We start from the raw sequence: 22,206 nt of genomic DNA, 5'->3' as shown, positions 1-22,206 counted from the left end.
GTTTTAGAATGGGCTTATATACTTAAAAATCAAGCTAACAAGAGTTTATTAAGTAACTTTTCAAATTTATTTACACTCATAATCTCATGAGTCACAAATCTCCCATCAAAAAAAACGCTAAAAGTTGTCCAAATAGCTGGTGACTTTTGTGCCTCTTCTTTTGAAGATAAATGAATTGACTGAAATTGAACCCCTTTCTTTTCAGTCAATTCCCGCAAATCATTTATCATGCCCACTGCAAACGGGCACTGAGCTGTATAGTATATGGTAATCCCCTTTTCATTGACGGAATCACTTTTCACCTGGTCCTTAAATGCAGGAGAAGCTGCAAGGCCATTCCAAGTTAAAGCCATTAATTGAAAATAAGGGTCAGCTTCATCCTGTAGAGTAAACCCCATATGCTCAAAGAAACGCTTATCACTTAAATAGGGACGTTTTTTCTTGCCCGCAATATGGACAATGCCATCCATGCCGCGGACTTTCGCATCTGCTATACATTTGTCCAACAATCGTTTCGCATGGCCGTTATTTTTATATGTGCCAGATACCCACAAACAATTAATATACATAAAATTAGGAGCATTGATAGGCACCCATGCCTCATTCGCAGGTAGATATTCAATAAAGACTTTTGCCCGTTCATGTAAGCGATAGAACACCAATCCTTCATCCATTCGAGCTTTGAGCCATCTCTTCTTTTCATGAACTGCATGCTCATATTGTTTCGCGCCTAATGCGCAGCAAATATGATTGTCTTCAATATTGTCCTTTGTGATTTCAATGTAGCTCATTTCCTCCTTTTCCCTCCTTTAACACAATTACTTGGAATTCAACTCATTTTACCCGTCCCAACTCAAATACTTTTTCTTATCTTCCATTTTGCCAATTAATAAAAAAAACCTTCTTATATTGAGATTTTATCTTGATTCCTCTATCACCCATTTCAAATTGCAAGTGTGTTCATCTTCAAGGATTAGATGCACTCCTCTTGCTTTTACGTAATGGAAAAAATAATACAAATATCGGGTATTATGCTATAAATATATAGTATAAGAAGTTTTTTATTTGAAGTAATATTTGTTATGTGACAGCAAAAGCAAATAACAGTTAAAGGAGGATTAAACTTAGTGGAAAAATGTTATTCTTGTTTAATTTGTGGATACAAAGGATTAATTCAAAATCCTTTGTATAAAGGAGAATATCAAAAAACGTTTGACATTTGTCCATGTTGCGGTTTTGAATTTGGCTACAGTGAGGATCATGATGTGAGATTAGGTTTTATTGTAACTCCTGATCATTTAATTGAGGCAGCATTTCAATTGTATCGCAAACAATGGATTGAGAGCGGGATGGAAATTGCTCATCCGGAAGATATTCCAGAAGAATTGAAAAATGGTGGTTGCTTAAAATTCGACGTTTTGCTGGAACAATTAAAAAACCTAAATCTTGACATAGAAAATTTTGAAGTGAACGGTTTTAATGATTAAGTGGGGTGTTTTTTGTTTTTCAAAGGGGTAACACTCTTTATCCACACATTTCAAGCTAAAATGAGCAGGAGTGATTCAACCGCTTGTACATTTCCATGCTTTCTTTATTCGTATTCAATGACCTTATGACAATCAACAAACATTCACTTCAATTGGAGCCTCTTCTGGTTCTTCACTATAGTGATAAATTGCAGTCACTTTGCAGTTGATTCATCTGTGATTGGCTTTCCAACTGTCATTTTTTTCTCTGGCAATGTACTGGCTTCATCATCAAACCCACATCATATTCGTATTCCTCTCCCCTTTCTCTGCGGTATGCTCAATGCTGGTTAATCTTATCTATCTAAGAGATATGACTATTCATATCGATGACTGACAAGTTTTTTGCCTAATTAACGCCATCCTCAGTGAATTTAAAGGTCTGTTTTAAATTTCTCCCTTCTTGTCCCTTTTGCGTCCAAATAATGACAACCTCTAATTCGGAGGCCTTATCTGCCAGCATAAAATGATTGAACTTCAGCGGTGAGCCATCGTTTAAACTTTTGGCTAACATTTTATGATCTTCTGGTTTGTCACAGTTTTCATCAGGGCATCCAAAAAGCGAAAACCGTGTGATTGAATCAGGATCATTTCTATACAATTGCACATCTACAGCAGCTGCTTTTTCTCCTACATTTTTGACTTCCAAGGAATATACTTGATATTCTCCTTTTTGAGATTCCGCAAATTCCTTTGCATTTTTTGCTTCACTTACTTTTACTGACCACTGGTCTGTTTTTTGTGTAATAGGCAACACCGTAAAAGTCAGAGCATGCGCTTTTGATTGACAAAAAACAAATCCAACTACTATTACCGCACATACGGAAAAGAATACCCTTTTCATTTCATTTGTCCCTCCTTTCTTTTCACTGGCGATATCTTAAAAAATTGAGCTCTCTTAAGCCATAGCCTTAACTATGGTTGTGTATTTACTGCTCAGCATTTATTTCTTTCGGTATCCGAGATGGAGCTTTTGGGATTTTTCTCAACTTGTTGTTGATCACATCAGAAGAGTATAGCGTAACAATCATACTTCCCCCATACCTTTTTGCCCGAATTAAGATTGGCTGGTTATATTGGTTTTGAAAACGAAAATCAGGGCCTCCCCAACTGACCGTAGCATCCCGTCCGGGTGGAACGTATGGCACGCTTCTAGTATGAGAATAGCGCTGAACGACCTGCAGCCCTGCCTGGTCGACTGCATTGAAAAGTGTTGAGGACACCTGGCAAATTCCGCCTCCTACACCTTCAGACAACTCCCCTTTTACAATAATGGGCGCACTTTTATATCCTTTGTTCCGAGTTCTCATGCCTACAACTTGGTTAAACGAAAACGTCTCATTAGGGAAAACAACGTGATTGTCAATGGCTTTTGCAGAAAGAGAAATATTGTGTGAGCGGCTTTTATTGCTTGAATTAAAATAAGTCACGTACTGACCAAGCCGCTGCGTACTGATGTGAGAAAGCAGCTCGCTGTCAACCTTCGGATAAATGTTCATTTCCGGCACTTCTACCTTGGAAGGGCCATGGCCATAAAAATACGCATAAAACTTTTCCTTAAAAGCCTGTTGATACAGTTTGTAGCCAACCCTGCCCGGGACGATGCTTCCATGATCGTTAAGGACAGCGTTTATCGGCTCCCGGTACACTTTCTGATCAAGCTGTTTGATAAATTTACTGTATTTTTCATCGTCGACCATTGGAGTGCCGGGAAGAGGCATTGTAAAGTCTTCACGGTGAACAGTGGCAATTGTCCGTCCTTGCTGTGTAACCGTTAAGCTGTCATCCGGCCCACTCGGCTGAGCCAATAAAAAAAGACCAGTGATCAAAATTTGTATCATAAGTGGCTTTACCTCCCGATCATTAGTATGAACAGCAGCTTCTCCTTTGATGTATTTCTTCCCATCGTTTGTTTGAATCTTTAGATGTTCATAAAAGAGCTATCACTTTAATTGTTCACACCGATCCTTTGAGCCCACTGAAGTACACGGTTCATTCACTCGCCAAGTTTAAAATAGCAGAGCATCTCAATGATGTGGAATGCTTTTTTGTCTTGCTCAAAAATGAAAAAGAATTTCCCATAACAACAACAAATTAGTTCATTTCAATATTTTTTTATTGAGAAACGATAAATTTTTTGTTACATTCAAATAGACAACAAACAAATGAGGTGCGTTATGAATCGAATGTCAACACTCTTTTTAAAGATAGCTGTTATTTTTATTGGAATTCCAATTCTTGCTTTATGCATTTTTTTAGTGCCTAAGATAGCCAACTATTCAGCAGAATTACTTCCAAATATCGTTTATATAAAATATCTCGTTTTCATTTATTTGTATGTAACGGCGATTCCTTTTTACTTTGCTCTTTATCAAGCGTTCAAACTTTTAAGCTATATTGACAAGAATAAAGCTTTCTCGGGATTGTCAGTAAGGGCTTTGAAGAATATAAAATACTGTGCGGTCACTATCAGTATCTTTTATGCAGCAGGTATGCCTGTCTTTTATCTGATAGCCGATATAGACGACGCCCCGGGTATCATAGTCATCGGATTGGTTATTATTTTTGCTTCAATGGTCATTGCGGTCTTTGCTGCTGTTCTGCAAAAACTATTAAAAGAAGCGATTGATATAAAATCAGAAAATGACTTAACGGTCTGAGGTGATGACTATGGCAATTATTATTAACATTGATGTGATGCTTGCTAAAAGAAAAATGAGCGTAACAGAGCTTTCGGAGAGAGTTGGCATCACCATGGCTAATCTTTCGATATTGAAAAACGGAAAAGCAAAGGCCATTCGATTATCAACTTTAGAAGCGATTTGCAAGGCTTTAGAATGTCAGCCCGGAGATATATTGGAATACCGAAGTGATGAAGACACAAAGGAGTCGTAAAAAGCAAATATGTGGCATCAACAGAAAAATAAAGTGATTGGCGGTGAGCCTATGGACATAACCTTATATCCATCCAGCTCCTATACTAAGCGTCCCTTACATACACGAAGAATACTCCTTTGGAGGGCGCATATAACATGAGAGCTTTAAAACAAATCGTTCATTTCGGCTGGGAACAAGCGCTTTCATGTTTGTTTCCTGTCGTTATTTTTGCCTCTTTGGCTATTACACAAATGATCCCACTACCCTTCTTGCCGCGGTACGACTGGCTTCTCATGATCTGCGTCCTCATGCAATTGTGGATGGTGCGTTCTGGTCTTGAAACTCGGGATGAATTAAAAGTGATCACATTGTTCCACCTTATCGGGCTTGCTCTGGAACTTTTTAAAGTCCATATGGGCTCTTGGTCTTATCCAGAAGAAGGATACTCCAAAATATTTGGAGTACCTTTGTATAGCGGCTTTATGTACGCAAGTGTAGCCAGTTATTTGTGCCAGGCATGGAGAAGGCTTAAGGTTGAATTGGTTAAGTGGCCGCCTTTTTTTGCGGTTGTTCCGCTTGCCGCTGCGATTTATTTGAATTTTTTCATCCATCATTTTTCGATTGATATTCGATGGTGGTTATCTGGACTTGTCCTCATTGTCTTTTGGCAAACATGGGTTACATACGAGGTGAATGGAGCTCGTTACCGTATGCCGCTCGCACTTTCTTTTGTACTCATCGGATTTTTTATATGGATAGCGGAAAATATCGCTACGTTTTTTGGGGCTTGGAAATATCCAAACCAAATCGAGACATGGAGTCTCGTACACCTCGGAAAGGTAAGTTCATGGCTCTTGCTGGTGATTGTTAGCTTTCTTATAGTAGCATCATTAAAACAAGTTAAGGAGCAGAGTCCCACAAAGCAGAGAGGGGTGAATCTTTTTTAGGTTAACAGTCTGCTGGCATACAAGACTCCAGCTAAAAAGAAAAGCAACGTTCAAATGTGTTGCTTTTCTTTTTTGTCACTCTGCCTGCGGGTATCCATCTTCTTCAAACTTCGTCGCACCACGAGAACTGATTCAGATTACGACTGCTTTCAACGACTTGACAAACTCATGCGCCGCCGGCGTTATCTCTTCAAATGAATGTGCGATGACGCCGATATCGCGTGTGATCCTAGGAAAAATGTTCTTTTTACTCAATTGATGCCGGACGGATGAAAGTGTAAAGTTTGAAATAATGCCTATGCCCAAGTTATTTTTGACCATATTAATCAAGGTTTCGGCATTTTGCACAGTCAAGTTTTCCTTGAATTCGATGTTGTATTGCGAAAATGCGTTTGACATCGCGATTTCATGACCGCCTTTACAGAAAATGAGGTCATCTTGATATGTTTCAAGGTTGACATGCTTTTCCTGTTTTAATTCATCACGCTGCGGCGGGATGATGGCCACCATATAGTCGTTACACAATAGCTGATTTTCAAATGGTTCAAATGGAGATGCTGTGATCCCAATATCAACCGTCCGATCCTCAACCCATCCTTTTATTTGGTCAGAGGTTCCCTCGATCAATTCGATGCGGATCAACGGGTAGTTTGATCTGAATGCCGCAATCGCCTGGGGCATGATATTTGTTGAAACTGCAGAAAATGAACCAATTTTCACCTTCCCGTTTAACAGCTTGTTTTCCCGGTTGGCTAATTGATATATTTTGCTTTCAATTCCCTTCATTTGCCTCGCCAGCAGCAAAATTTCTTTTCCGACGTCAGTCAGCATTAAACCATGATGTTTATCCCTGATCAATAATTTGAGCTGCAGCGAGCTCTCCAGGTTTTTTATCGCTTTGCTTACCGCCGGCTGAGAGATGAACAATTCTTTTGCCGCTTCTGTAATATTCAATTTCTCCCCGACTTTTACAAATATGTGAAGATGGTTCATGTTCATAACCATTTGGTTATACCTCCGATAATAAAAATGTATTTCAGTTATATACAAATGTAACATATGATAGAAACCAGCACGATATTTAAACAAGAAAGGCGGATTCATCATGGTAAAAGTCATGTTGGGAATCTTATCTGTCACATTTATTTGGGGTTATACTTGGGTTGCAATGAAAGTAGGAATTCATGACATCCCCCCGCTTTTATTTTCGGCTTTGCGCCTGTTCATCGGAGCGGTTCCATTATTTCTCATTCTCTTCATTCAAAGAAAAAAGCTTTCCATTCAAAAAGAACATCTCAAAAGCTATATCATCATGAGCCTGCTGATAGGGCTGGGTTATATGGGGATCTTAACGTATGGAATGCAGTTTGTCGATTCAGGAAAAACCTCTGTTTTGGTATATACGATGCCCATATTTGTTACGGTGCTCAGCCATTTTACATTAAATGAGAAAATGAATGCGTATAAAACGATCGGACTGATATGCGGTCTCTTCGGACTGTTATTTATATTTGGAAAGGAAATGCTTGCTATCGATCAAAGCGCTTTATTTGGAGAGCTGTGCGTCCTTGCGGCAGCGCTTAGCTGGGGAATCGCGAATGTGTTCAGTAAGCTACAATTCAAGCATATCGATGTTATTCATATGAATGCCTGGCAACTTATGATGGGGGCCGTCATGTTATTGGTGTTTTCCTTTATATTTGAGCCGGTCCCTTCAGCCGAGTGGACATATCAGGCGGTATGGTCATTGCTGTTTAATGGCTTGCTTTCCACCGGCTTTACCTTTGTCGTATGGTTTTGGGTGCTCAATCAAATCGAAGCGTCAAAAGCATCCATGGCATTAATGTTTGTTCCCGTATTGGCCCTATTTTTTGGATGGCTGCAATTGCACGAACAGATCACCATCAACATTATCCTCGGCGCACTGCTGATATGCTGCGGCATCTTTATGAATACATTTACATTTTCACGACGAAAAATGTGAATGGACAGAGGGTACACTTTTTTTTACGATTTGTGCCTCGTGTGACAGGAGACGGCTGTCTTTTACAATCCTGCCGGCAGCCTATTAAACAATAAAAAAAGCTAATATCTGCATGTGAGACATTAGCTTTTTTATTGGCGTTTAGGTTGCCAAAATTCTTTTTTATTACCATTCCGGCTGATCAAACTGAAAACCGTATAGACCTTTTACTTTAACATCTCCGCAATCTGGATCTTTTGTTAAAATCAAATAATGAGTCTTATAAGGCATCGCCTCAACTCGATCAGTTGCACTAAAATCATAATGATCCCCTGAGAAGTTTTTTTCACTAACGGTTATCTCGTATCCAGACAAAGTCATTCGCATGATTCTTGCGTTAATTGTACATCCTTCAGTATCGAAAATGGTGAATCTGTATCCAAAGTAAGACGTCCAATGGTTTGGATTTAAATCATCAGATTTCATAAACCATTTTTCATTTTCTGTCATTGTAAAGCTCACTTTCTCCTCATCTTTCACTATAACTGCCGAAGCTTCCCTTATATGAATAGTCAAAGCCAAAAGAAATATGAAAGCTAGCATCAACATCTTTTTCAAAAGAGTTCCTCCCGATATCTTTTTACTTCAATATATTGGAAGGATCTTTTCTGATCAAGACCGCCTTCTTCAAATGAATCTTTAGCACCATGAAATGAGCCTTAAAGAGAACAGTTTTCATCCGAATCTATTTCCTTTTTAAGAGCCAGTGAAGCTTTTGATATGTCATCTGAAGTCTTTCCTGATGTTAAAACCTGAAACTTTAAAGGGGTTTGTTACACTAACTGTCATGGGAAACATTTCATTGGAAAAATATTATTTTTATATCTGCTTTTGCGAGGTTAATTAGAAGGCAATACAAAATCATTTGAATTAGGAGCCGGAAGTTACGGGACACGAAATGACATTGCTATCGTTTGGCCGCCTAACAGAGCTCCTATTGTTTTGGCAATCCTATCAAAGCGGTTTACGAAAGATGCAAATTATGATAATGCTCTTATTGCTAAGGCAGCTAAAGTCGTCCTTAACGTTCTCAAATAAAAGCACAATATTGCGAATTGCTTTATCCTTTTGCCATAAAGTTAAAAAAGACATTACTTTTTTAAACCCCGCCGTTCATTTTTAATGAACGGTTTTTTCATATTCTCACTAATACCTCTTTTTTTAAGTATCTTAAAACACCACAAACACGAATCGTTAACATGAATGGCAAGTTTTCATTTATGAAACCAAGTAAAGTTTGAACGACCATCAGAGGTTATCTATATGAGAATTCAATTATTTTTTTGTAATAATTTATATTGCTGTATCGTTGCACTTGGTGGATTTGACTCTTTTCGTGTATGGAACCACACTTTTACTTTTTCACCTCTTTTGAGATCAGCTGTGCTATCAATCTCACTTAATCCCACTATGACTATCTTATTTTTAAACTTGTTCATCAGTTGTTCTTCCGAAAGATTATAATCTTCTTTCGCTAGGGCTTCCGTATCAGTAATGAGAATTGCCCTATTATTGTCTTTAAACCCGACATAGCCGACTAGGCTCTGCATCATTGTTTCGTCTCCGTTTTGTTCATTTTTATCGCAGCCAGCAAGGAAAATCATGAGCACTATCAAGCTTACTCCGATTTTAGGCACCTTTCTCCCTCCTCTTTAAACCTCTTTTGATCTTTAAAATAAACAACAGGATCACCCAACCCATCTACTTCTTTTTGCAATTCATAACAGCAGCATACTCCATTCTCCAATTCCTCAAACTTCTTTTTGTTCTTTCTCAAATGTTTATATGTGGTTGCCTTCGACATTATCCCCTTACTCTTTTACGCTTTTAAACTTGAAGGCTCCTTCTTTGTGGATTCCAGCATAAATATACTTATCATTACTGTCGTTTACATCACAACTCCCATTAAAATCAAAATTTTCACATTTTATGATCCATTATTCACTTCTAAAACGGCTTCCAATCGTTACATAATATATGTATTAATTGTAAAAGGAGTTGGTATAATTGAACATTAAGAAAATCTTATTGGGTTCTGTTTTATCCTTTGGCATGCTCATATCCGCGGTTCCCGCATTGGCTGCTGAAAATTCGCCTGAAGTTGCAGTAAAAAATGAAGAATATGATTATGACACTATATACCGCATTAGTCCTCTGCCAATGAACTTCCAGCCGACAATAGAATATAACGGTTATACTTATACGCTTACACGTCATTATTTTGATTACTCAATCGGGTTTTACACGGCTATTTATACAAAAGTTGTTTAAACTTATAAAGGAGCTTTTTAGCTCCTTTTTCTCTTGTTTTAAGCAAGGTGTTTCTTTCTATGTGGTCTTCTATCAAATACATATCAACATTCTCTGGTTTTGTTCTTTTCTTGATCTTCCATGTTCTCAATACGATTGATTCACTGTTGTTCAATTTCCTTTAAAGCCGTTCTTTATTTTCAACACGAACAAAAAGTAAGCTCAGTTTAAATGCTGATAATAAAAAAATTCACTTTAAAAAGTTGTCGCCCGCAAAATCGGCTTTCTCACACTACACCAATTTAAAATAAAAAGCCGGATCTCCTCTAAGAGGTTCCGGCTTTTCTTGGTACAAATGCTATTCCATCCGCTTACAGCTTCTGAGAACATGGAAAAATATCTGATGGCTCGCTACACTCATCAGCCATTATCGTATTTCAATGTAGCCTTCTGTACCATGAACGCGAATCTGTTGCCCATCTTTTATCAGTTGCGTAGCATTTTCAACGCCAACAACTGCAGGCAAGCCATATTCGCGCGCTATAACAGCTCCATGGGTCATCAGTCCACCAACTTCGGTGACCAGGCCTTTTATGGATACAAACAATGGTGTCCAGCTTGGGTCAGTAAAGGAGGTGACTAATATATCTCCATCTTCTAGATCTGCATCTTCCATGTTTAAGATGACACGTGCTCGCCCCTCTATCACTCCCGAGGAAACAGGGAGACCTGCAATTGCTCCGGCTGGGAGATTCTCTCGCTTGTATTCGCCTGTAATGATCTCACCATCAGACGTGATAACACGTGGTGGAGAAAGTTTTTCATATAATGTGTACTCGTCTTTTCGTTTGCTGATGATTTGATCATCAAGTTTATTTGTGCGTACGACTTCGTGAAGTTCTTCAAAAGTAAGATAATATATATCTTCTTTTTCATGAATAACGCCCATTTCTACGAGTTTTTCGGCTTCTTTCAGTAAAGCCTGCTTATAAACAAAATAGCGATTAACCATTCCGTATTTTGGATATTCCCTGAACCCGCTGAAATTCCGGATGATGTCGATCATCCGTTTGGTTTCTTTGGCTTTTTGTTCACCATCGGGCAATTGCTTTAAGCGATCTAATAACTCTTGTTCTTTCTTTAAAGCCTCCTCTCGCCCTTGCTCAAATTTCCGCTGGCCGGCATTAGGCTCAAAATTTTTGATATTATTAAGAATCATCGGGACAAGTATAGTTGGTTTTTCGCTCCATCGAGTTCTTGTAATATCAATCTCTCCGGCACATCGCATTCCGTATTTGTTCAGATAAGCATAGATCGCGTCTTGAATTTCCTGTCCATTTTCAAACTTAACCAACTCATCCAAAAAGTGATCATCTTTGACATCCTGTAAATAAGCAATTACCTCTGGATAAGGACGAATCACATCTGCGACATCCAATAGCGCAAGACCCATTTCTGAAGTAATATTATGGGGCACAGATTGAGAAAGCGTATCTGCTGCGTTTTTTTCACCTAACCACTCGTTCATTTTTTCGTTAATCCATAATGAAGCATTCATAGCAGATCGAATCAGAACCGAACTTTTTGGGTTAAATAAAATCTTCTTTAATTCCTGGATATCTTCCAGAATAAAACGAAATAAATCTGATCCTGATTTCGTTTGGATGTTTTGTTTTAACTCTTCTATCGATGTTTGACTGCTCTCAATCAAATCTGACACGATTGTCGGATCGTTTTCAACTTGAGCTGGCATATCTGCATTGCCTCTGGTGGGATTTGGTGCTGTTTTATCATTTGGTATCGATTTTATGAAATCTCGTCGCTTTATTAGAGTCATAAGTGCGTCTTTTAAGAGCTGATCGTGCTGTCCCATGCCTTTTAAGAAAACTTCTCTGCTGTCAGAGGATGCCAGTTGATGTGTGACATCAACAAATAGCCTTCCACCGGCTTTCCGCATGGGTGCAGCAGTCGTCAACAGAAAAAAAGACAATCCCAGTGGTTTTATGGGATCCGTCATCATTTGTTGATGACCTACAGAAATATAGACGTGATTTTCTTGGTCACTCGCTTCAGGGATGGGGAATAAAGTAGTGATTGGACGACTCTGTACAATATAAAAAGTATCTCGGACCAAACACCATTCGATATCTTGCGGCTGGCCGAAATGAGCTTCGATCTGTCTTCCGATGCGTGCAAGCTGTAAAATTTGTTCATCAGTCAGCGTTTGAGCCTTTTGCTGATCAGTCTCGATTTGCTGTGTTTCTGTTCCGCCTTCTTTCCGTCCATAGATAGCTATTTTTTTAGTTGCTATTCTCTTATCGACGATTTGCCCATCCTGTACTTTATAACAATCGGCAGATACCAAGCCGGAGACCAGAGCTTCACCAAGTCCAAAGCCGGCATCGATGGATAACACCTTTCGGTTAGAGGTAATCGGATCAGCGGTAAATAAAATCCCCGAAGCCTGAGGGAAAACCATCCTTTGAACGATAACGGATAAATAGACTTGGCTGTGGTCGAATCCATTTTGCATGCGGTAGATTACCGCTCGATCCGTAAATAGGGAAGCCCAGCATTTGCTGATATGCTGCAAGATTGCATCGACGCCGATAATATTTAAGTAGGTATCTTGTTGACCGGCAAAAGAGGCATGTGGTAAATCTTCAGCAGTCGCACTTGAACGCACGGCATAGGCATGTTCCTCACCGAACTGGGAGAGATAGTGAGCCACTGCTTTCACAACATCGGAAGGAATATCTACTTCCATAATGATTTGCCGAATCTTCCGGCTGATGTTACCAATTTGATCTCGGTCATCAACTTTTAGCATGACCAATTGATCCAACATCGCTCGTAACGTTTCGTTTTGTTCAATGGCTTTTTGGAATCCTCTTGTTGTAACACAAAATCCTTCTGGTACTTGTATTCCTTGAATTTTTAATAATTCTCCTAAATTTATTCCTTTTCCTCCAACGAGCGAATGCTGTGTTTTTTCAATTTCGTGTAAACCGAGAACGAAAGAACTCATTCTACATCTCCCCTTCAAAAAAAATATTGACAAGAGCTTCCCAGTAGGATATAATAAAATTATAAGTTGGATAACTATGACTTTTAAACTAGGAAGCGCACGTAGTGTGATTATATCACCGTGTCTGTTTTTGTGCAATATAAAAAGAACCTGGGCAATTTCACCAGGTTCTTTCTTAATTTCCGCAACTATTAGCCACATAAAAAACTTGGTTCAAACTTTGTTCGTTTAGTCCCCATTCATAAATTAGACTTATTTTTTGTGTAAGAAACTTCGAGTCATAAGTTTCGATCCTATAAACTTTATCAGTCAAAGACTGTCTTATACATAGAGCTATCTTGTTTTGTAGTAGTTTTCTGCTGTATAGAAGCGCCATTCCCAAAAAGTTGCCCTATTGGATTCTATATACCGATCTAGAAATATCTCAAAATTTAAATTTAATGGTGTATATTCCCCTATTTCTAATATGAAAAGATAGTTGGGATCCCCTTTATCCAATTTGCCTTTGTCGATCATCAAATGGCACCCTTCTAATAAGTGACCAATTGGAATACCATTGATGCCTTCAAACAAATCCTCATATTTTAATTCTTCTTCAATCTCTTCAAGGCTAAATAAATAAAGTCCTCCGCCTATATTCTCCCCATCCGAAAGAATTTCAAAAATTTTCGCACCATTATGCAGTGTAATAAACTTCTGATAATCATCTGGAAGGGTAAGCTGGTGTTTCGCCTCAAAGCTTTGAATGTCATTCAGGGTTGCTTTGTCCTGTGAAAATGTAACAAGAAACTCCATGATATCGCCTTCAGAACAAAACAATTGAATGGCTCCTTTTTCATCTAAGAGACTTTTCAAACCATTTACTGTCTTATGAACAAAGTTAGTCAAATACATCACCCCTTTATTTCCTTTTAACAATTATCCTTCAACATCCAAAAAATGTGAACAGATCCGTGTTAGACGCTCTTTTCAGTGAATACAATGCAATAAATCCTAAAAAGAGGTGCCTCCCAAAAGTGAATTTTCTAAAGAATGATGACATGGTGAAGATCATTCGAAATGGCCTTAGTGCAACGCAGCACCCAAAGCATATTCTTGTTGTAGGAGCTGGATTGTCCGGGCTTGTATCAGCATCATTGCTGAAAAATGCCGGTCACAGAGTAACGATTCTCGAAGCGAGCGGCAGAGCGGGCGGCCGTGTCTGCACTTTGAGATCTCCCTTTAGTGGTGATTTGTATTTTAACGTTGGTCCGATGCGCATACCGAATAACCATTTGTTAACCTTAGAATATATCAAAAAATTCAAATTGCCAACAAATGTATTTATCAACAGAACCCCTCTGGACATCATTTATGCCAATGGAATCAAGACACGTCTCCACATGTTTGAACGAGCTCCTGGAATACTGGGGTACCCAGTCGCATCACATGAACAAGGGAAAACATCTGAAGAGCTGATGCTTTCTGTACTGCAGCCTATTCTAAATTTCATCAATCAAAATCCAGCGAGAAATTGGCGGATTGTCGAAGAACAATACAAAAATGATTCGTTAAGCTCTTTTTTGAATAGGTATTTTTCCTATGGCGTGATCGATATGATTGGTGTACTTTTGGATATGGAAGCGTATATGGGGATGTCCCTTGTTGAAGTATTGCGGGAATCCATCTTTTTTTCATCACCCGCTCACTTCTATGAGATAACAGGCGGCATGGATCTGCTTCCACACGCGTTTCTTCCCCAATTAAAAACAAACATTCTATACCATCAAAAAATGATGAAAATATCTCAGGATGAAAATCGTGTTACGATCCATTGCCAGCATCAACAATCGGCAGAATTTGCATCGTTTACAGCTGATCTCGCTATTGTAACCATTCCTTTTTCAACTTTGCGATTTGTAAAAGTCGAACCATACCATTCTTTCTCGTACTATAAACGGAGGGCCATCCGTGAGTTAAACTATATCAGTGCAACAAAAATCGGAATAGAGTTTAAAAGCCGATTTTGGGAAAAAGCCGGGCAGCGCGGCGGCAAATCTATTACTGATTTACCGATTCGTTTTTCGTATTATCCAAGCAGAAATATTGGAGCAAATGGACATGCTGTCATTCTGGCCAGCTATACATGGGCAGATGAGGCACTGATATGGGACAGCCTTTCAGAAGGAGAGCGTATCCAGTATACTTTACTGGATTTATCTAAAATCTATGGTGATATTGTATGGTCTGAATTTGTATCAGGCGCTTCTTTCAGCTGGAGCCAGCACCCCTATTCTGCGGGGGGATTTACAGCTTTCGAACCAGGACAAGAATTAGAGCTGTATCCCTATATTCCTGTCCCTGAGGGCAGAATTCATTTCGCCGGAGAACACGCCTCACTCACCCATGCGTGGATGCAGGGCGCAATTGAATCTGGAATACGCGTTGCTGATGGGGTCAATCGCTTACCTTAGGTCCTGCTCATCTTCTGACTAAAGGGCAAGCAATTCTGAATTAGTAATAATTAATTAAGCACTCATTAGTCATTTTCCGCTTTAATTTTTTCGATTATTTTTGTGAAAGGTAGTTAAAATCACTGTTTTGAATGTTGTTAAGATGTATGTTTTTATTTATCATTTGTGCATAAAGGTGCAATCAAATGCACTATAGGTGTCATATCAAAAGGGAAATCAAAGTTCAGGAACTCAGAAGCTGAATTATATACCTGTTCTTTAATAAAAAATTGGCAATCTGGTTTCATGTTTAACAGACCATCTATAAAAGAAAAGGTATCAGCTGTAAAGTTTTCAAGATATCTTTCTTCAGTGAATGCAATTACTTGAATATAATTTGAGGAACCCTCATTTTTATTTTCATCCTCTATACCAATTAACACTGGATTATCAGACAGCTCTCCTTTTCTTTTTGAATCAACGATTAAGATATAGCCGTAAATGTTTGAAGTTTCTTTTTGTATAACCTGAAAAAACTCGACTTCACTTGTTCTAAGAAGTCTGTAAAATTTTTAACATGATTATTTTCTTACTGTTTTCCATGGTCACACTAAACAAAAAGCAGTCAATTAGACTGCCCCTTCGTGTTTTCTTCTTTTAGCTTTTTGTTTAGTGTGAACCCAATTAAGACATTGACAATAGCTGCTGGAAGATACAAAACTCCTGAACCTATTATTCCTAATGCAGTACTTGAAGTCACTATAAATGTCTGCATTTCTGTGTTTCTTGACTTCAAGCAAAGTAATACTAAGAGGCCAGCTAAAACCCCCATAAGCCGTGCAATACCCGGAATAAAGAAATCTGTCAGGGCTCCAAATAATTGCCCTATAATTGATAGCATAATCCCAAAAAAGCTGGATAATAAAACCAATTTTTTAATGGTGTCTTCCCCCTTTTTTAAAGCCGCTTCTATTCAACATACCCAAACCTTTTCTGATATAGGTCTTCAAGTATAGCAACCCATTCAATCCAACCTTGTCCGTCCTCAATCCACTCTAGTCAAAACACATGGAACGACTCTGACGTCTTATTTCCATCACCTAACAAGTGAAGACATAATAATTTTGTAATCTTCATTGCTAATCGAAGGAAATTTGCTATTCTATGTTGAATAAATTATGTAGGTAATCTATTGGAAGAGAAATTTGAAACCATCGGGTACGATACTTAAATTGTTTGTGATTACACTCTGTTCAAAAGCTCTGTAAAGTCAAAACGATTAACCTTTTCATCCCTCTCCTCCCTTCACCTAATTATATAATATTTTGGTAATTTAGAAGTTGGTGATATAACTTAGATTACTTAGCTGCTATTTTTTCCTTGTTTTGCAGAAAAACTGAGTCCCATACCCAAAAGATTAGAGCAAATGAAATGCCAAATAAGTAAATTTCGTATCCCATTAGAAAACCTATGGTTGCCTTTGGGTCAGTAGTTACAGCAAAGATTAACCACACTAAGAAGGAAAAGAATATGTATATGAGTAAATATTTCAAGCTAAACCTTTTTGGATTGCGATTCAAAAAATATTGAACAGATGCAGCAAAGATTAAATAGAAGATAAAGAGAATAACACTTATTAAGAAGTATGGAATATAGCCATCGTAATCACTTCCCCAAACATAAACAACAGCAGCTGTTAATGCAGACAAGACATGAACAATAAAGATCTTTAAAAGTTGCATATTTAGTACCCCTTTCATGTTAGAACCTTCTTCAATATTGTTCAGCTCCCCCTTAATACCACTTTAAAATCTAGGTTTTATTTGATTAATCTGAAAATCCCACTTTATTTTCTTTTAACAACGACTTCAATTTCATCACCTTCAATAAGTTCAAAGCTACCTGGCACATTATTTTCCGTTAATATATCAATTCTGGTTAATAACTCACCTGCATCTTGAATAACGCCATTTTCATCTTTTAGACACCACAATTCATTACTTAATAACACCACTGTACCCTTAAACCGAAATTGTTTCATAATTATTTCTCCTTATCAAAATAATTTTAAAAAGTATTTTGTTGATATATGTACATCTTACCTTATATATACAACCGAGCATACATCTGGGGCTATCCTGTTTAAACTGCTAGTCACGTTCAGTTCATTTTCACCAGGTTAATCTGTTGCCTAATTTTAAGTGTAAAACTGCTGATTTATTCAGAAATTAAACATCGTGGTCGTCTTTCTTATTCTTCCGCCATTGAATAGTATTTCGGCGAGTGATTGCAATAGGTATTAATAGTAGAGTCCCGACAATAAGCAACATAAAAAAGACCACAAACAGCACTCCTGTTCCCGGAACAATTTCTTCGTAGGTAATAAAACGCTCCTCCCCCTGCAGAACGAAAAACCGAGAATTTTCGAGAAAAGCTAGATGAAAAGCAATAGACGTCCACAAGCTGCCTGTTACAATACGCAGAAGTTGAAGGATGAATCCAAAACACAACAATAAAATGATGTAATCTAATGTGATAGTAGATGATTCAATTCCAGCTATATATTGCAAGCCAATTACAGTTATTGGAGCAAGCACAAACAGGATCGGCTGTAAGAGCAAGGCCGTGAAACAGTTACATCGCTTATTTAGAGCATTGTACACCGTCCCGCGAAAAGTTAATTCCTCTGGAAAAGCTTCATAAAAGAAAGCGATAATCATATTCAAGAAAAATGCTGTCACTAAATGGACAGAGACGTGAAATTGCGTAACTTTGATCCAGCCTAATAAATGGGCGATAGCGAAACCAGATCCGGATAATACAATCACATACATTGCCCCCATCAAGGCCTTCGGAATAGCTTGCCGCCACCCATGCAGTCCTATAGTGCCAAATTGTCTACTAGATATCCGTTTAAGAAGAATGTAGAGTAACGGGACAGTAATTAATGTGACTAAACTTGCTTGGATACCTTGCTGCAAAAGCTTGGAAGCTCCTGCTTGACTAGCCATTGAACCGACTAAAGTAGCTATAAACAAAGCAAATACGAACGTTCCCCAACTGAGCAAGACGGTTCCAAACCATTTACGATGATTGTCTTGTTTTCCCCTTTTGGTCAAATAAATTTGCATTTGAATACCCCTTTCAGATCATTCATGCTAAGCACTATTTTCCCTACCGTCCCTATACGTTCTAAAGCTGTATTTACTCTAATCCCACTACTTTTATTTTCATTAAAAAATGTTGTTTTATTGAGTTCTCCATAAAAAAAACGCTCTGCTTTCATGCTACAGATGCGCTTCTAAGTTCTTCGAGTATATTCGGCGTCAGCTAAAGCATTCTTTCGCTTCGCAATAAAGTGAGAGGGATACGCGGTCAATCAACAAGGCCATTGTACGTTTCTTTGAGAAAACCCTACCTCAAACAATACCAAGGCCGGAGTAGAAAACGACCTTTAACCTACTAATATCCGAGGCATATATTAGGATTCAACTAAAAGACCATCGCTTCTTAGTAATTGACAATAAACAATGATTAAAGGAACGATCATCAGCAGCCCGTTAGCTACCCCTGATTAAAGATGATCTGTTACCACACTGTTACGTTAGAACTTCCACTACTTTGATATCCTTCTGTCGCCATGACTTGGTAAGCCCAATTACTTCCCAGATTCATTCCATGGCTCTTCCATGCGTTCACATGATTGCTGAAAGTGATTGTAGCGTTGCTTCCGGTTGGTCTCTTCGACTGGCGAACACTCCAGTACTGCGTAAAAGTAGTGCGATCGCCATCAATGGAAGGTGCGTTATAACGTGTCGTTGTATATATGTCATATGTACCTCCATCACTCTTTACAGTACCTTTATACGTTCCGGTAGGTCTGTAAGTACCCCATGAATCCACTACATAATATTCAATGAGAGGTGCTCTCGTCCAACCATATAAAGTCAAATATCCATTGCCATTCGGCGCCCAAACTCCGGCATTATAGTTTATCGTCCTAAATGGCGAACCTGTAGTCCAGCCTTTGCCAACAACGAAATTTCCGGTATTAGACCAATTAACACTGTAATTCCCGCCAGACCCATTGACGGCGTTTACTGTTCCGCCACCATCAGTCCAATTTTGCCAATAGTCTGTGCTAGCTGCAGAGGCGGTTGCCGAAAACAAGCTTATACTCATTAAAGCTGCCGTTAATCCAACTAAAAAATTCTTTTTAAACTTAAACATTTGTTACCTCCTATAATTTTTTTCTGACTTTGACATGAGGTAGCACTTGTATATATTTAAAACATTCTAATGACTAACGCCATAGCTTTTGATCGTTCCCTTCAGTATAATACCACGAATTCACGAGTGAATATTAAAAGTATTTGTAATTTAATTACAAATACCTAAAAATCATATTATAGATGGTTTGTTCTGCCATATTCTAATTCTTTCTTCGCAGGATCACAATTCTTGTTTCTAAATCTGATGGAGTAACATCTGTAACGAATTCCCATTGGAACCATTTCGTATAAAGGTGATATTCATGAGAGATTTTGAAATTATTGTAGCTGATCAAGGTGGTGATCTTGACTTTCAAGCTCTAATGCAACGTTTCTTGTCCAAAAAATTAGCTTATATGATTGTTTACTGTGTCTTCCATGTTATGTATAAAGACGGTCAGTCAATTGCCTCTAAGCCGCTCACTGTGCGTAAGACAGTTTTGAATTCACTATAGTTATAGAATTACTCACGATTAATTTAAACAAAATAAGACAAGTTTTATCACGTTTTCAATCGCATTAACAAAGTAATCCTTGCATTCCTTCGCCCTCCATGCTTTATTCAGATAGCGATGCGCTGAATTGTGTGAGCCGATGTACATGCCTTTGCGGCACACACGAATGTGGTGTGTTCAAAGAGGTATGACAAAGTCTTACACAGCGCAGTTCATCGCTTTTTTATTTCGTCAGGCCACATGTTAAGACACGATTTGGTTTTCAAGTAGAAGCCGTCGCCCTTGATTCCGGATATTTAACGACTCCGATCTGTAAAGGATTATCTGACCACAAATCTTTGGTGTCATCGCACATAGACGTTATCACCCTATCCGAGGCTTGTTTCCAAAATGGAAATTTCATTATGACAGTGAACAAGACAGATACATTTGTCCACATCACCAAACACTTACATACTCAACAACTGACCGAAAAGGCTACCGGTCATACAAATCAAATCCTGAAATATGTTCCTCATGCCCACTGCTTGAAAACTTAACAAAATCAAAGAATCGGCTAAAAGTGATTATTCGGCATGTTTGGGAAGATCATAAAAAAAGGACAGACAATATCGCTTGTCTGTTTCAGGAAAAAACCTCTACAAAAAAAGAAAAGAAAAAATAGAGCGAAGCTTTCAGATTCAAAACAGCTGCATGGGCTTCGCTATTGCAGGTTGAGGGGAAAACGAAATGTGAGTGAACAAGTTCTCCTCACAGCCGCATGCCAGAACATGAAGAAGATTGCCACATACCTAGCCAAGCAGGGCTAGGCATGTGGGAGCGCTTTTTCTGCATCTCTGAAACCTGATGAATATCTAAAGAAACTGTATAAAACAAAAAAAGCTTGTAGAAAAAACATCGTTTTCTCTACAAGCTGAAGGTACCATTTGGTACTTTTTTTATCTTCACTTCGTATTTCTTGTAAATTTTGGAATTTCAAATATAATTGCTATGATGCCACAGATCCCGATTAAAACAGGATAGAAGGAGTAATGCAAGATGCTGACGGGTGAAACATTTCCAAACTTCCCGGCCGATAACATCTGCGCTCCATAAGGAATTAAACCTTGTATCATGCAGGAAAAGATATCTAAGATACTTGCCGACTTTCGATTGTCTATTTTAAATTCATCAGAGATATTTTTGGCAATCGGCCCGGCTGTAATAATAGCAATCGTATTATTGGCAGTAGCTAGGTTAGTAACGCTGACCAATCCGGCAATACCGGCTTCAGCACCTTTTTTCGAATGGATTTTTTTAGAAATGACTCCCAGTAAAAAGTCAATCCCGCCGTTTTGTTTCATGACACCGACCATTCCGCCAATTAACATTGAAAGGACGATAAGATCAGACATTCCGGCAATTCCATCTGTAATTGCTTTAAAATAAGACTCAAGCGTTAAGCTGCCGCTTACAAACCCTATAATTCCTGTTAAGATCAATCCGCCAAAAATGACAGCCACCACATTAAAACCAATTAACGCAAAGACTAACACGGCAACATAAGGAAGTACTTTAAACCAGCTGTAAGATTCAGCTCCAGTATGTCCTATGTGCCCTGTCGGTATAAAAAATAATAAAATGATAGTTATGATAGCAGCAGGCAAAACGATCAAAAAATTCGTTTTAAATTTATCCATCATTTGTGTTTTTTGAGAACGTACTGCCGCGATGGTGGTGTCCGAAATAAAAGAAAGATTATCTCCAAACATAGCTCCGCCGACAACAGCTGCAATTGCGACTGCAGAAGACAAGCCCAGTTCTCCACTCATACCAGCGCTAATTGGAGCAACTGCCGCAATCGTCCCCATTGATGTTCCCATCGAAACAGAAATAAAACAAGCAATGATAAAAAGCCCTGGCAGTATAAACTGCTGCGGAATAATGCTCAAAGCAAGGTTGACGGTTGAGTGTACCGCTCCCATCGCTTCAGCTGCAGAAGCAAAAGCACCTGCTAATATAAAAATGATAACCATAATAATAATATCAGGATGTCCCGCACCGGAAGCAAACCATTCAATTTTCTGATTGAGCGATTGCTTCTGGTTAAATGATAGCGCGAAAGCTGATGCTATAATTGCCGCAATCAATATTGGTAATTTATAGAAATCTCCAGTCAATACACCAGAGCCGACAAAAAGACCTACAAATAAAACTAGCGGCAATAGCGCCCAAGGATTTCCATTCTGTTTCATCTAAGTAGCCACCTCTAATTTCAATATCAAAACCGTTAAACATAGTCTAAACAACATTCCATACTTTAAAAGGCTACAGTAAAAAAGTCAAGCTGAAAAATAGTATTAGTATTTATTAAATTAATAACAGAAAAGAAAGAAGGATTATTCATGGTGAGGAAAA

23 protein-coding genes and 4 pseudogenes are annotated in these 22,206 nt (G+C 38.4%); 12 read left to right on the top strand and 15 right to left on the bottom strand.

Going from position 1 to position 22,206, the window contains the following annotated elements; genetic code table 11:
- Positions 1-29: 29 nt before the first annotated feature.
- Positions 30-791 (bottom strand): N-acetyltransferase, encoded by a 762-nt coding sequence (locus ACQXR1_RS08025; RefSeq protein ID WP_306644769.1) that lies wholly within the window; start codon positions 789-791, stop codon positions 30-32.
- A 336-nt stretch (positions 792-1,127) separates the two neighbouring features.
- On the opposite strand from ACQXR1_RS08025, the gene ACQXR1_RS08020 reads away from it, so the two are divergent.
- Positions 1,128-1,487, top strand: coding sequence for a hypothetical protein (locus tag ACQXR1_RS08020; RefSeq protein ID WP_040082964.1), 360 nt, complete (start codon positions 1,128-1,130; stop codon positions 1,485-1,487).
- A gap of 388 nt (positions 1,488-1,875) precedes the next feature.
- Here ACQXR1_RS08020 and ACQXR1_RS08015 read toward each other — a convergent pair whose 3' ends face one another.
- Together ACQXR1_RS08015 and ACQXR1_RS08010 are read right to left on the bottom strand one after the other, a co-directional pair.
- Positions 1,876-2,370 carry a hypothetical protein gene (locus ACQXR1_RS08015; RefSeq protein WP_069839334.1) on the bottom strand — a complete coding sequence of 165 codons (495 nt, stop codon included), beginning with the start codon at positions 2,368-2,370 and terminating at the stop codon, positions 1,876-1,878.
- An 85-nt stretch (positions 2,371-2,455) separates the two neighbouring features.
- A complete protein-coding gene (locus ACQXR1_RS08010) occupies positions 2,456-3,367 on the bottom strand; it encodes a VanW family protein (protein ID WP_306644771.1) in 912 nt (303 codons plus the stop codon).
- Positions 3,368-3,703: 336 nt separating this feature from the next.
- Between ACQXR1_RS08010 and ACQXR1_RS08005 the strand changes: the two genes are divergently transcribed.
- The 3 genes and pseudogenes from ACQXR1_RS08005 to ACQXR1_RS07995 all read left to right on the top strand — a co-directional run bounded on the left by ACQXR1_RS08005 (position 3,704) and on the right by ACQXR1_RS07995 (position 5,350).
- Positions 3,704-4,186: a DUF2975 domain-containing protein gene (locus tag ACQXR1_RS08005; RefSeq protein WP_071582038.1), complete on the top strand. Its 483-nt coding sequence runs from the start codon at positions 3,704-3,706 to the stop codon at positions 4,184-4,186.
- Positions 4,187-4,196: 10 nt separating this feature from the next.
- Positions 4,197-4,453 (top strand): annotated as a pseudogene (locus ACQXR1_RS08000) (helix-turn-helix domain-containing protein).
- Positions 4,454-4,558: 105 nt separating this feature from the next.
- Positions 4,559-5,350: a DUF817 domain-containing protein gene (locus tag ACQXR1_RS07995; protein ID WP_069839333.1), complete on the top strand. Its 792-nt coding sequence runs from the start codon at positions 4,559-4,561 to the stop codon at positions 5,348-5,350.
- Between the two features lie 132 nt (positions 5,351-5,482).
- On the opposite strand, the gene ACQXR1_RS07990 is transcribed toward ACQXR1_RS07995, so the two are convergent.
- Positions 5,483-6,355: a LysR family transcriptional regulator gene (locus ACQXR1_RS07990; RefSeq protein ID WP_430771953.1), complete on the bottom strand. Its 873-nt coding sequence runs from the start codon at positions 6,353-6,355 to the stop codon at positions 5,483-5,485.
- 100 nt (positions 6,356-6,455) lie between these two features.
- On the opposite strand from ACQXR1_RS07990, the gene ACQXR1_RS07985 reads away from it, so the two are divergent.
- Positions 6,456-7,334, top strand: coding sequence for a DMT family transporter (locus ACQXR1_RS07985; RefSeq protein WP_429767285.1), 879 nt, complete (start codon positions 6,456-6,458; stop codon positions 7,332-7,334).
- Between the two features lie 165 nt (positions 7,335-7,499).
- On the opposite strand, the gene ACQXR1_RS07980 is transcribed toward ACQXR1_RS07985, so the two are convergent.
- A complete protein-coding gene (locus tag ACQXR1_RS07980) occupies positions 7,500-7,931 on the bottom strand; it encodes a hypothetical protein (protein WP_040082955.1) in 432 nt (143 codons plus the stop codon).
- 315 nt (positions 7,932-8,246) lie between these two features.
- On the opposite strand from ACQXR1_RS07980, the pseudogene ACQXR1_RS07975 reads away from it, so the two are divergent.
- Positions 8,247-8,411: pseudogene (locus ACQXR1_RS07975) on the top strand (class A beta-lactamase); the annotation flags it as partial.
- Positions 8,412-8,644: 233 nt separating this feature from the next.
- On the opposite strand, the gene ACQXR1_RS07970 reads toward ACQXR1_RS07975, so the two are convergent.
- Positions 8,645-9,010, bottom strand: coding sequence for a DUF3221 domain-containing protein (locus ACQXR1_RS07970; RefSeq protein ID WP_251199375.1), 366 nt, complete (start codon positions 9,008-9,010; stop codon positions 8,645-8,647).
- Between the two features lie 370 nt (positions 9,011-9,380).
- Here ACQXR1_RS07970 and ACQXR1_RS07965 point away from each other — a divergent pair, with 370 nt between their 5' ends.
- Complete coding sequence (locus ACQXR1_RS07965) at positions 9,381-9,644, top strand: hypothetical protein (RefSeq protein WP_040082952.1); 264 nt, start codon at positions 9,381-9,383, stop codon at positions 9,642-9,644.
- A gap of 406 nt (positions 9,645-10,050) precedes the next feature.
- Here the strand turns inward: ACQXR1_RS07965 and ppsA are convergent, their stop codons facing one another.
- Together ppsA and ACQXR1_RS07955 are read right to left on the bottom strand one after the other, a co-directional pair.
- Positions 10,051-12,651 carry a phosphoenolpyruvate synthase gene (gene ppsA, locus ACQXR1_RS07960; RefSeq protein ID WP_430771952.1) on the bottom strand — a complete coding sequence of 867 codons (2,601 nt, stop codon included), beginning with the start codon at positions 12,649-12,651 and terminating at the stop codon, positions 10,051-10,053.
- Positions 12,652-12,984: 333 nt separating this feature from the next.
- Complete coding sequence (locus ACQXR1_RS07955; protein WP_430771951.1) at positions 12,985-13,539, bottom strand: SMI1/KNR4 family protein; 555 nt, start codon at positions 13,537-13,539, stop codon at positions 12,985-12,987.
- 128 nt (positions 13,540-13,667) lie between these two features.
- On the opposite strand from ACQXR1_RS07955, the gene ACQXR1_RS07950 reads away from it, so the two are divergent.
- Positions 13,668-15,104 carry a flavin monoamine oxidase family protein gene (locus ACQXR1_RS07950; protein ID WP_430771950.1) on the top strand — a complete coding sequence of 479 codons (1,437 nt, stop codon included), beginning with the start codon at positions 13,668-13,670 and terminating at the stop codon, positions 15,102-15,104.
- A gap of 604 nt (positions 15,105-15,708) precedes the next feature.
- On the opposite strand, the gene ACQXR1_RS07945 is transcribed toward ACQXR1_RS07950, so the two are convergent.
- Both ACQXR1_RS07945 and ACQXR1_RS07940 read right to left on the bottom strand, forming a co-directional pair.
- Positions 15,709-16,023 carry a hypothetical protein gene (locus ACQXR1_RS07945; RefSeq protein WP_041521514.1) on the bottom strand — a complete coding sequence of 105 codons (315 nt, stop codon included), beginning with the start codon at positions 16,021-16,023 and terminating at the stop codon, positions 15,709-15,711.
- A gap of 29 nt (positions 16,024-16,052) precedes the next feature.
- On the bottom strand, positions 16,053-16,133 hold the full coding sequence (locus ACQXR1_RS07940) for a hypothetical protein (RefSeq protein ID WP_252153570.1): 81 nt from the start codon (positions 16,131-16,133) through the stop codon (positions 16,053-16,055).
- A 142-nt stretch (positions 16,134-16,275) separates the two neighbouring features.
- Between ACQXR1_RS07940 and ACQXR1_RS07935 the strand changes: the two are divergent.
- A pseudogene (locus tag ACQXR1_RS07935) lies at positions 16,276-16,356 on the top strand (hypothetical protein); the annotation flags it as partial.
- A gap of 85 nt (positions 16,357-16,441) precedes the next feature.
- On the opposite strand, the gene ACQXR1_RS07930 reads toward ACQXR1_RS07935, so the two are convergent.
- The 4 genes from ACQXR1_RS07930 to xynA all read right to left on the bottom strand — a co-directional run bounded on the left by ACQXR1_RS07930 (position 16,442) and on the right by xynA (position 19,313).
- A complete protein-coding gene (locus ACQXR1_RS07930; protein WP_430771949.1) occupies positions 16,442-16,843 on the bottom strand; it encodes a UPF0715 family protein in 402 nt (133 codons plus the stop codon).
- Positions 16,844-16,929: 86 nt separating this feature from the next.
- Positions 16,930-17,124, bottom strand: a complete 195-nt coding sequence (locus ACQXR1_RS07925; protein ID WP_430771948.1) for a hypothetical protein — start codon at positions 17,122-17,124, stop codon at positions 16,930-16,932.
- A gap of 187 nt (positions 17,125-17,311) precedes the next feature.
- Positions 17,312-18,214, bottom strand: coding sequence for a CPBP family intramembrane glutamic endopeptidase (locus ACQXR1_RS07920; RefSeq protein WP_430771947.1), 903 nt, complete (start codon positions 18,212-18,214; stop codon positions 17,312-17,314).
- Between the two features lie 457 nt (positions 18,215-18,671).
- A complete protein-coding gene (gene xynA / locus ACQXR1_RS07915) occupies positions 18,672-19,313 on the bottom strand; it encodes an endo-1,4-beta-xylanase XynA (RefSeq protein WP_014664226.1) in 642 nt (213 codons plus the stop codon).
- 310 nt (positions 19,314-19,623) lie between these two features.
- Here xynA and ACQXR1_RS07910 point away from each other — a divergent pair.
- From ACQXR1_RS07910 to ACQXR1_RS07900, 3 genes and pseudogenes are all read left to right on the top strand, one after another.
- A pseudogene (locus ACQXR1_RS07910) lies at positions 19,624-19,806 on the top strand (ATP-dependent DNA ligase); the annotation flags it as partial.
- A 382-nt stretch (positions 19,807-20,188) separates the two neighbouring features.
- Positions 20,189-20,473, top strand: a complete 285-nt coding sequence (locus tag ACQXR1_RS07905) for a transposase (protein WP_411813683.1) — start codon at positions 20,189-20,191, stop codon at positions 20,471-20,473.
- Entirely contained in the window at positions 20,385-20,618 is a 234-nt protein-coding gene (locus ACQXR1_RS07900; protein ID WP_411813682.1) for a transposase, read from the top strand. The genes ACQXR1_RS07905 and ACQXR1_RS07900 overlap by 89 nt, the downstream gene beginning before the upstream one ends.
- Before the next feature lie 135 nt (positions 20,619-20,753).
- Here ACQXR1_RS07900 and ACQXR1_RS07895 read toward each other — a convergent pair whose 3' ends face one another.
- The gene (locus ACQXR1_RS07895) at positions 20,754-22,043 is read right to left on the bottom strand and encodes a Na+/H+ antiporter NhaC family protein (RefSeq protein WP_071582027.1); all 1,290 of its coding nucleotides are present in this window, start codon (positions 22,041-22,043) and stop codon (positions 20,754-20,756) included.
- Between the last annotated feature and the right edge of the window lie 163 nt (positions 22,044-22,206).

Origin of the sequence: Bacillus sp. ATD, assembly GCF_050585765.1 — a bacterium.
In the GTDB taxonomy this organism is placed as follows: Bacteria; Bacillota; Bacilli; order Bacillales; family Bacillaceae; genus Bacillus; species Bacillus stercoris.
This window is presented reverse-complemented; position numbering and strand designations above follow the sequence as displayed.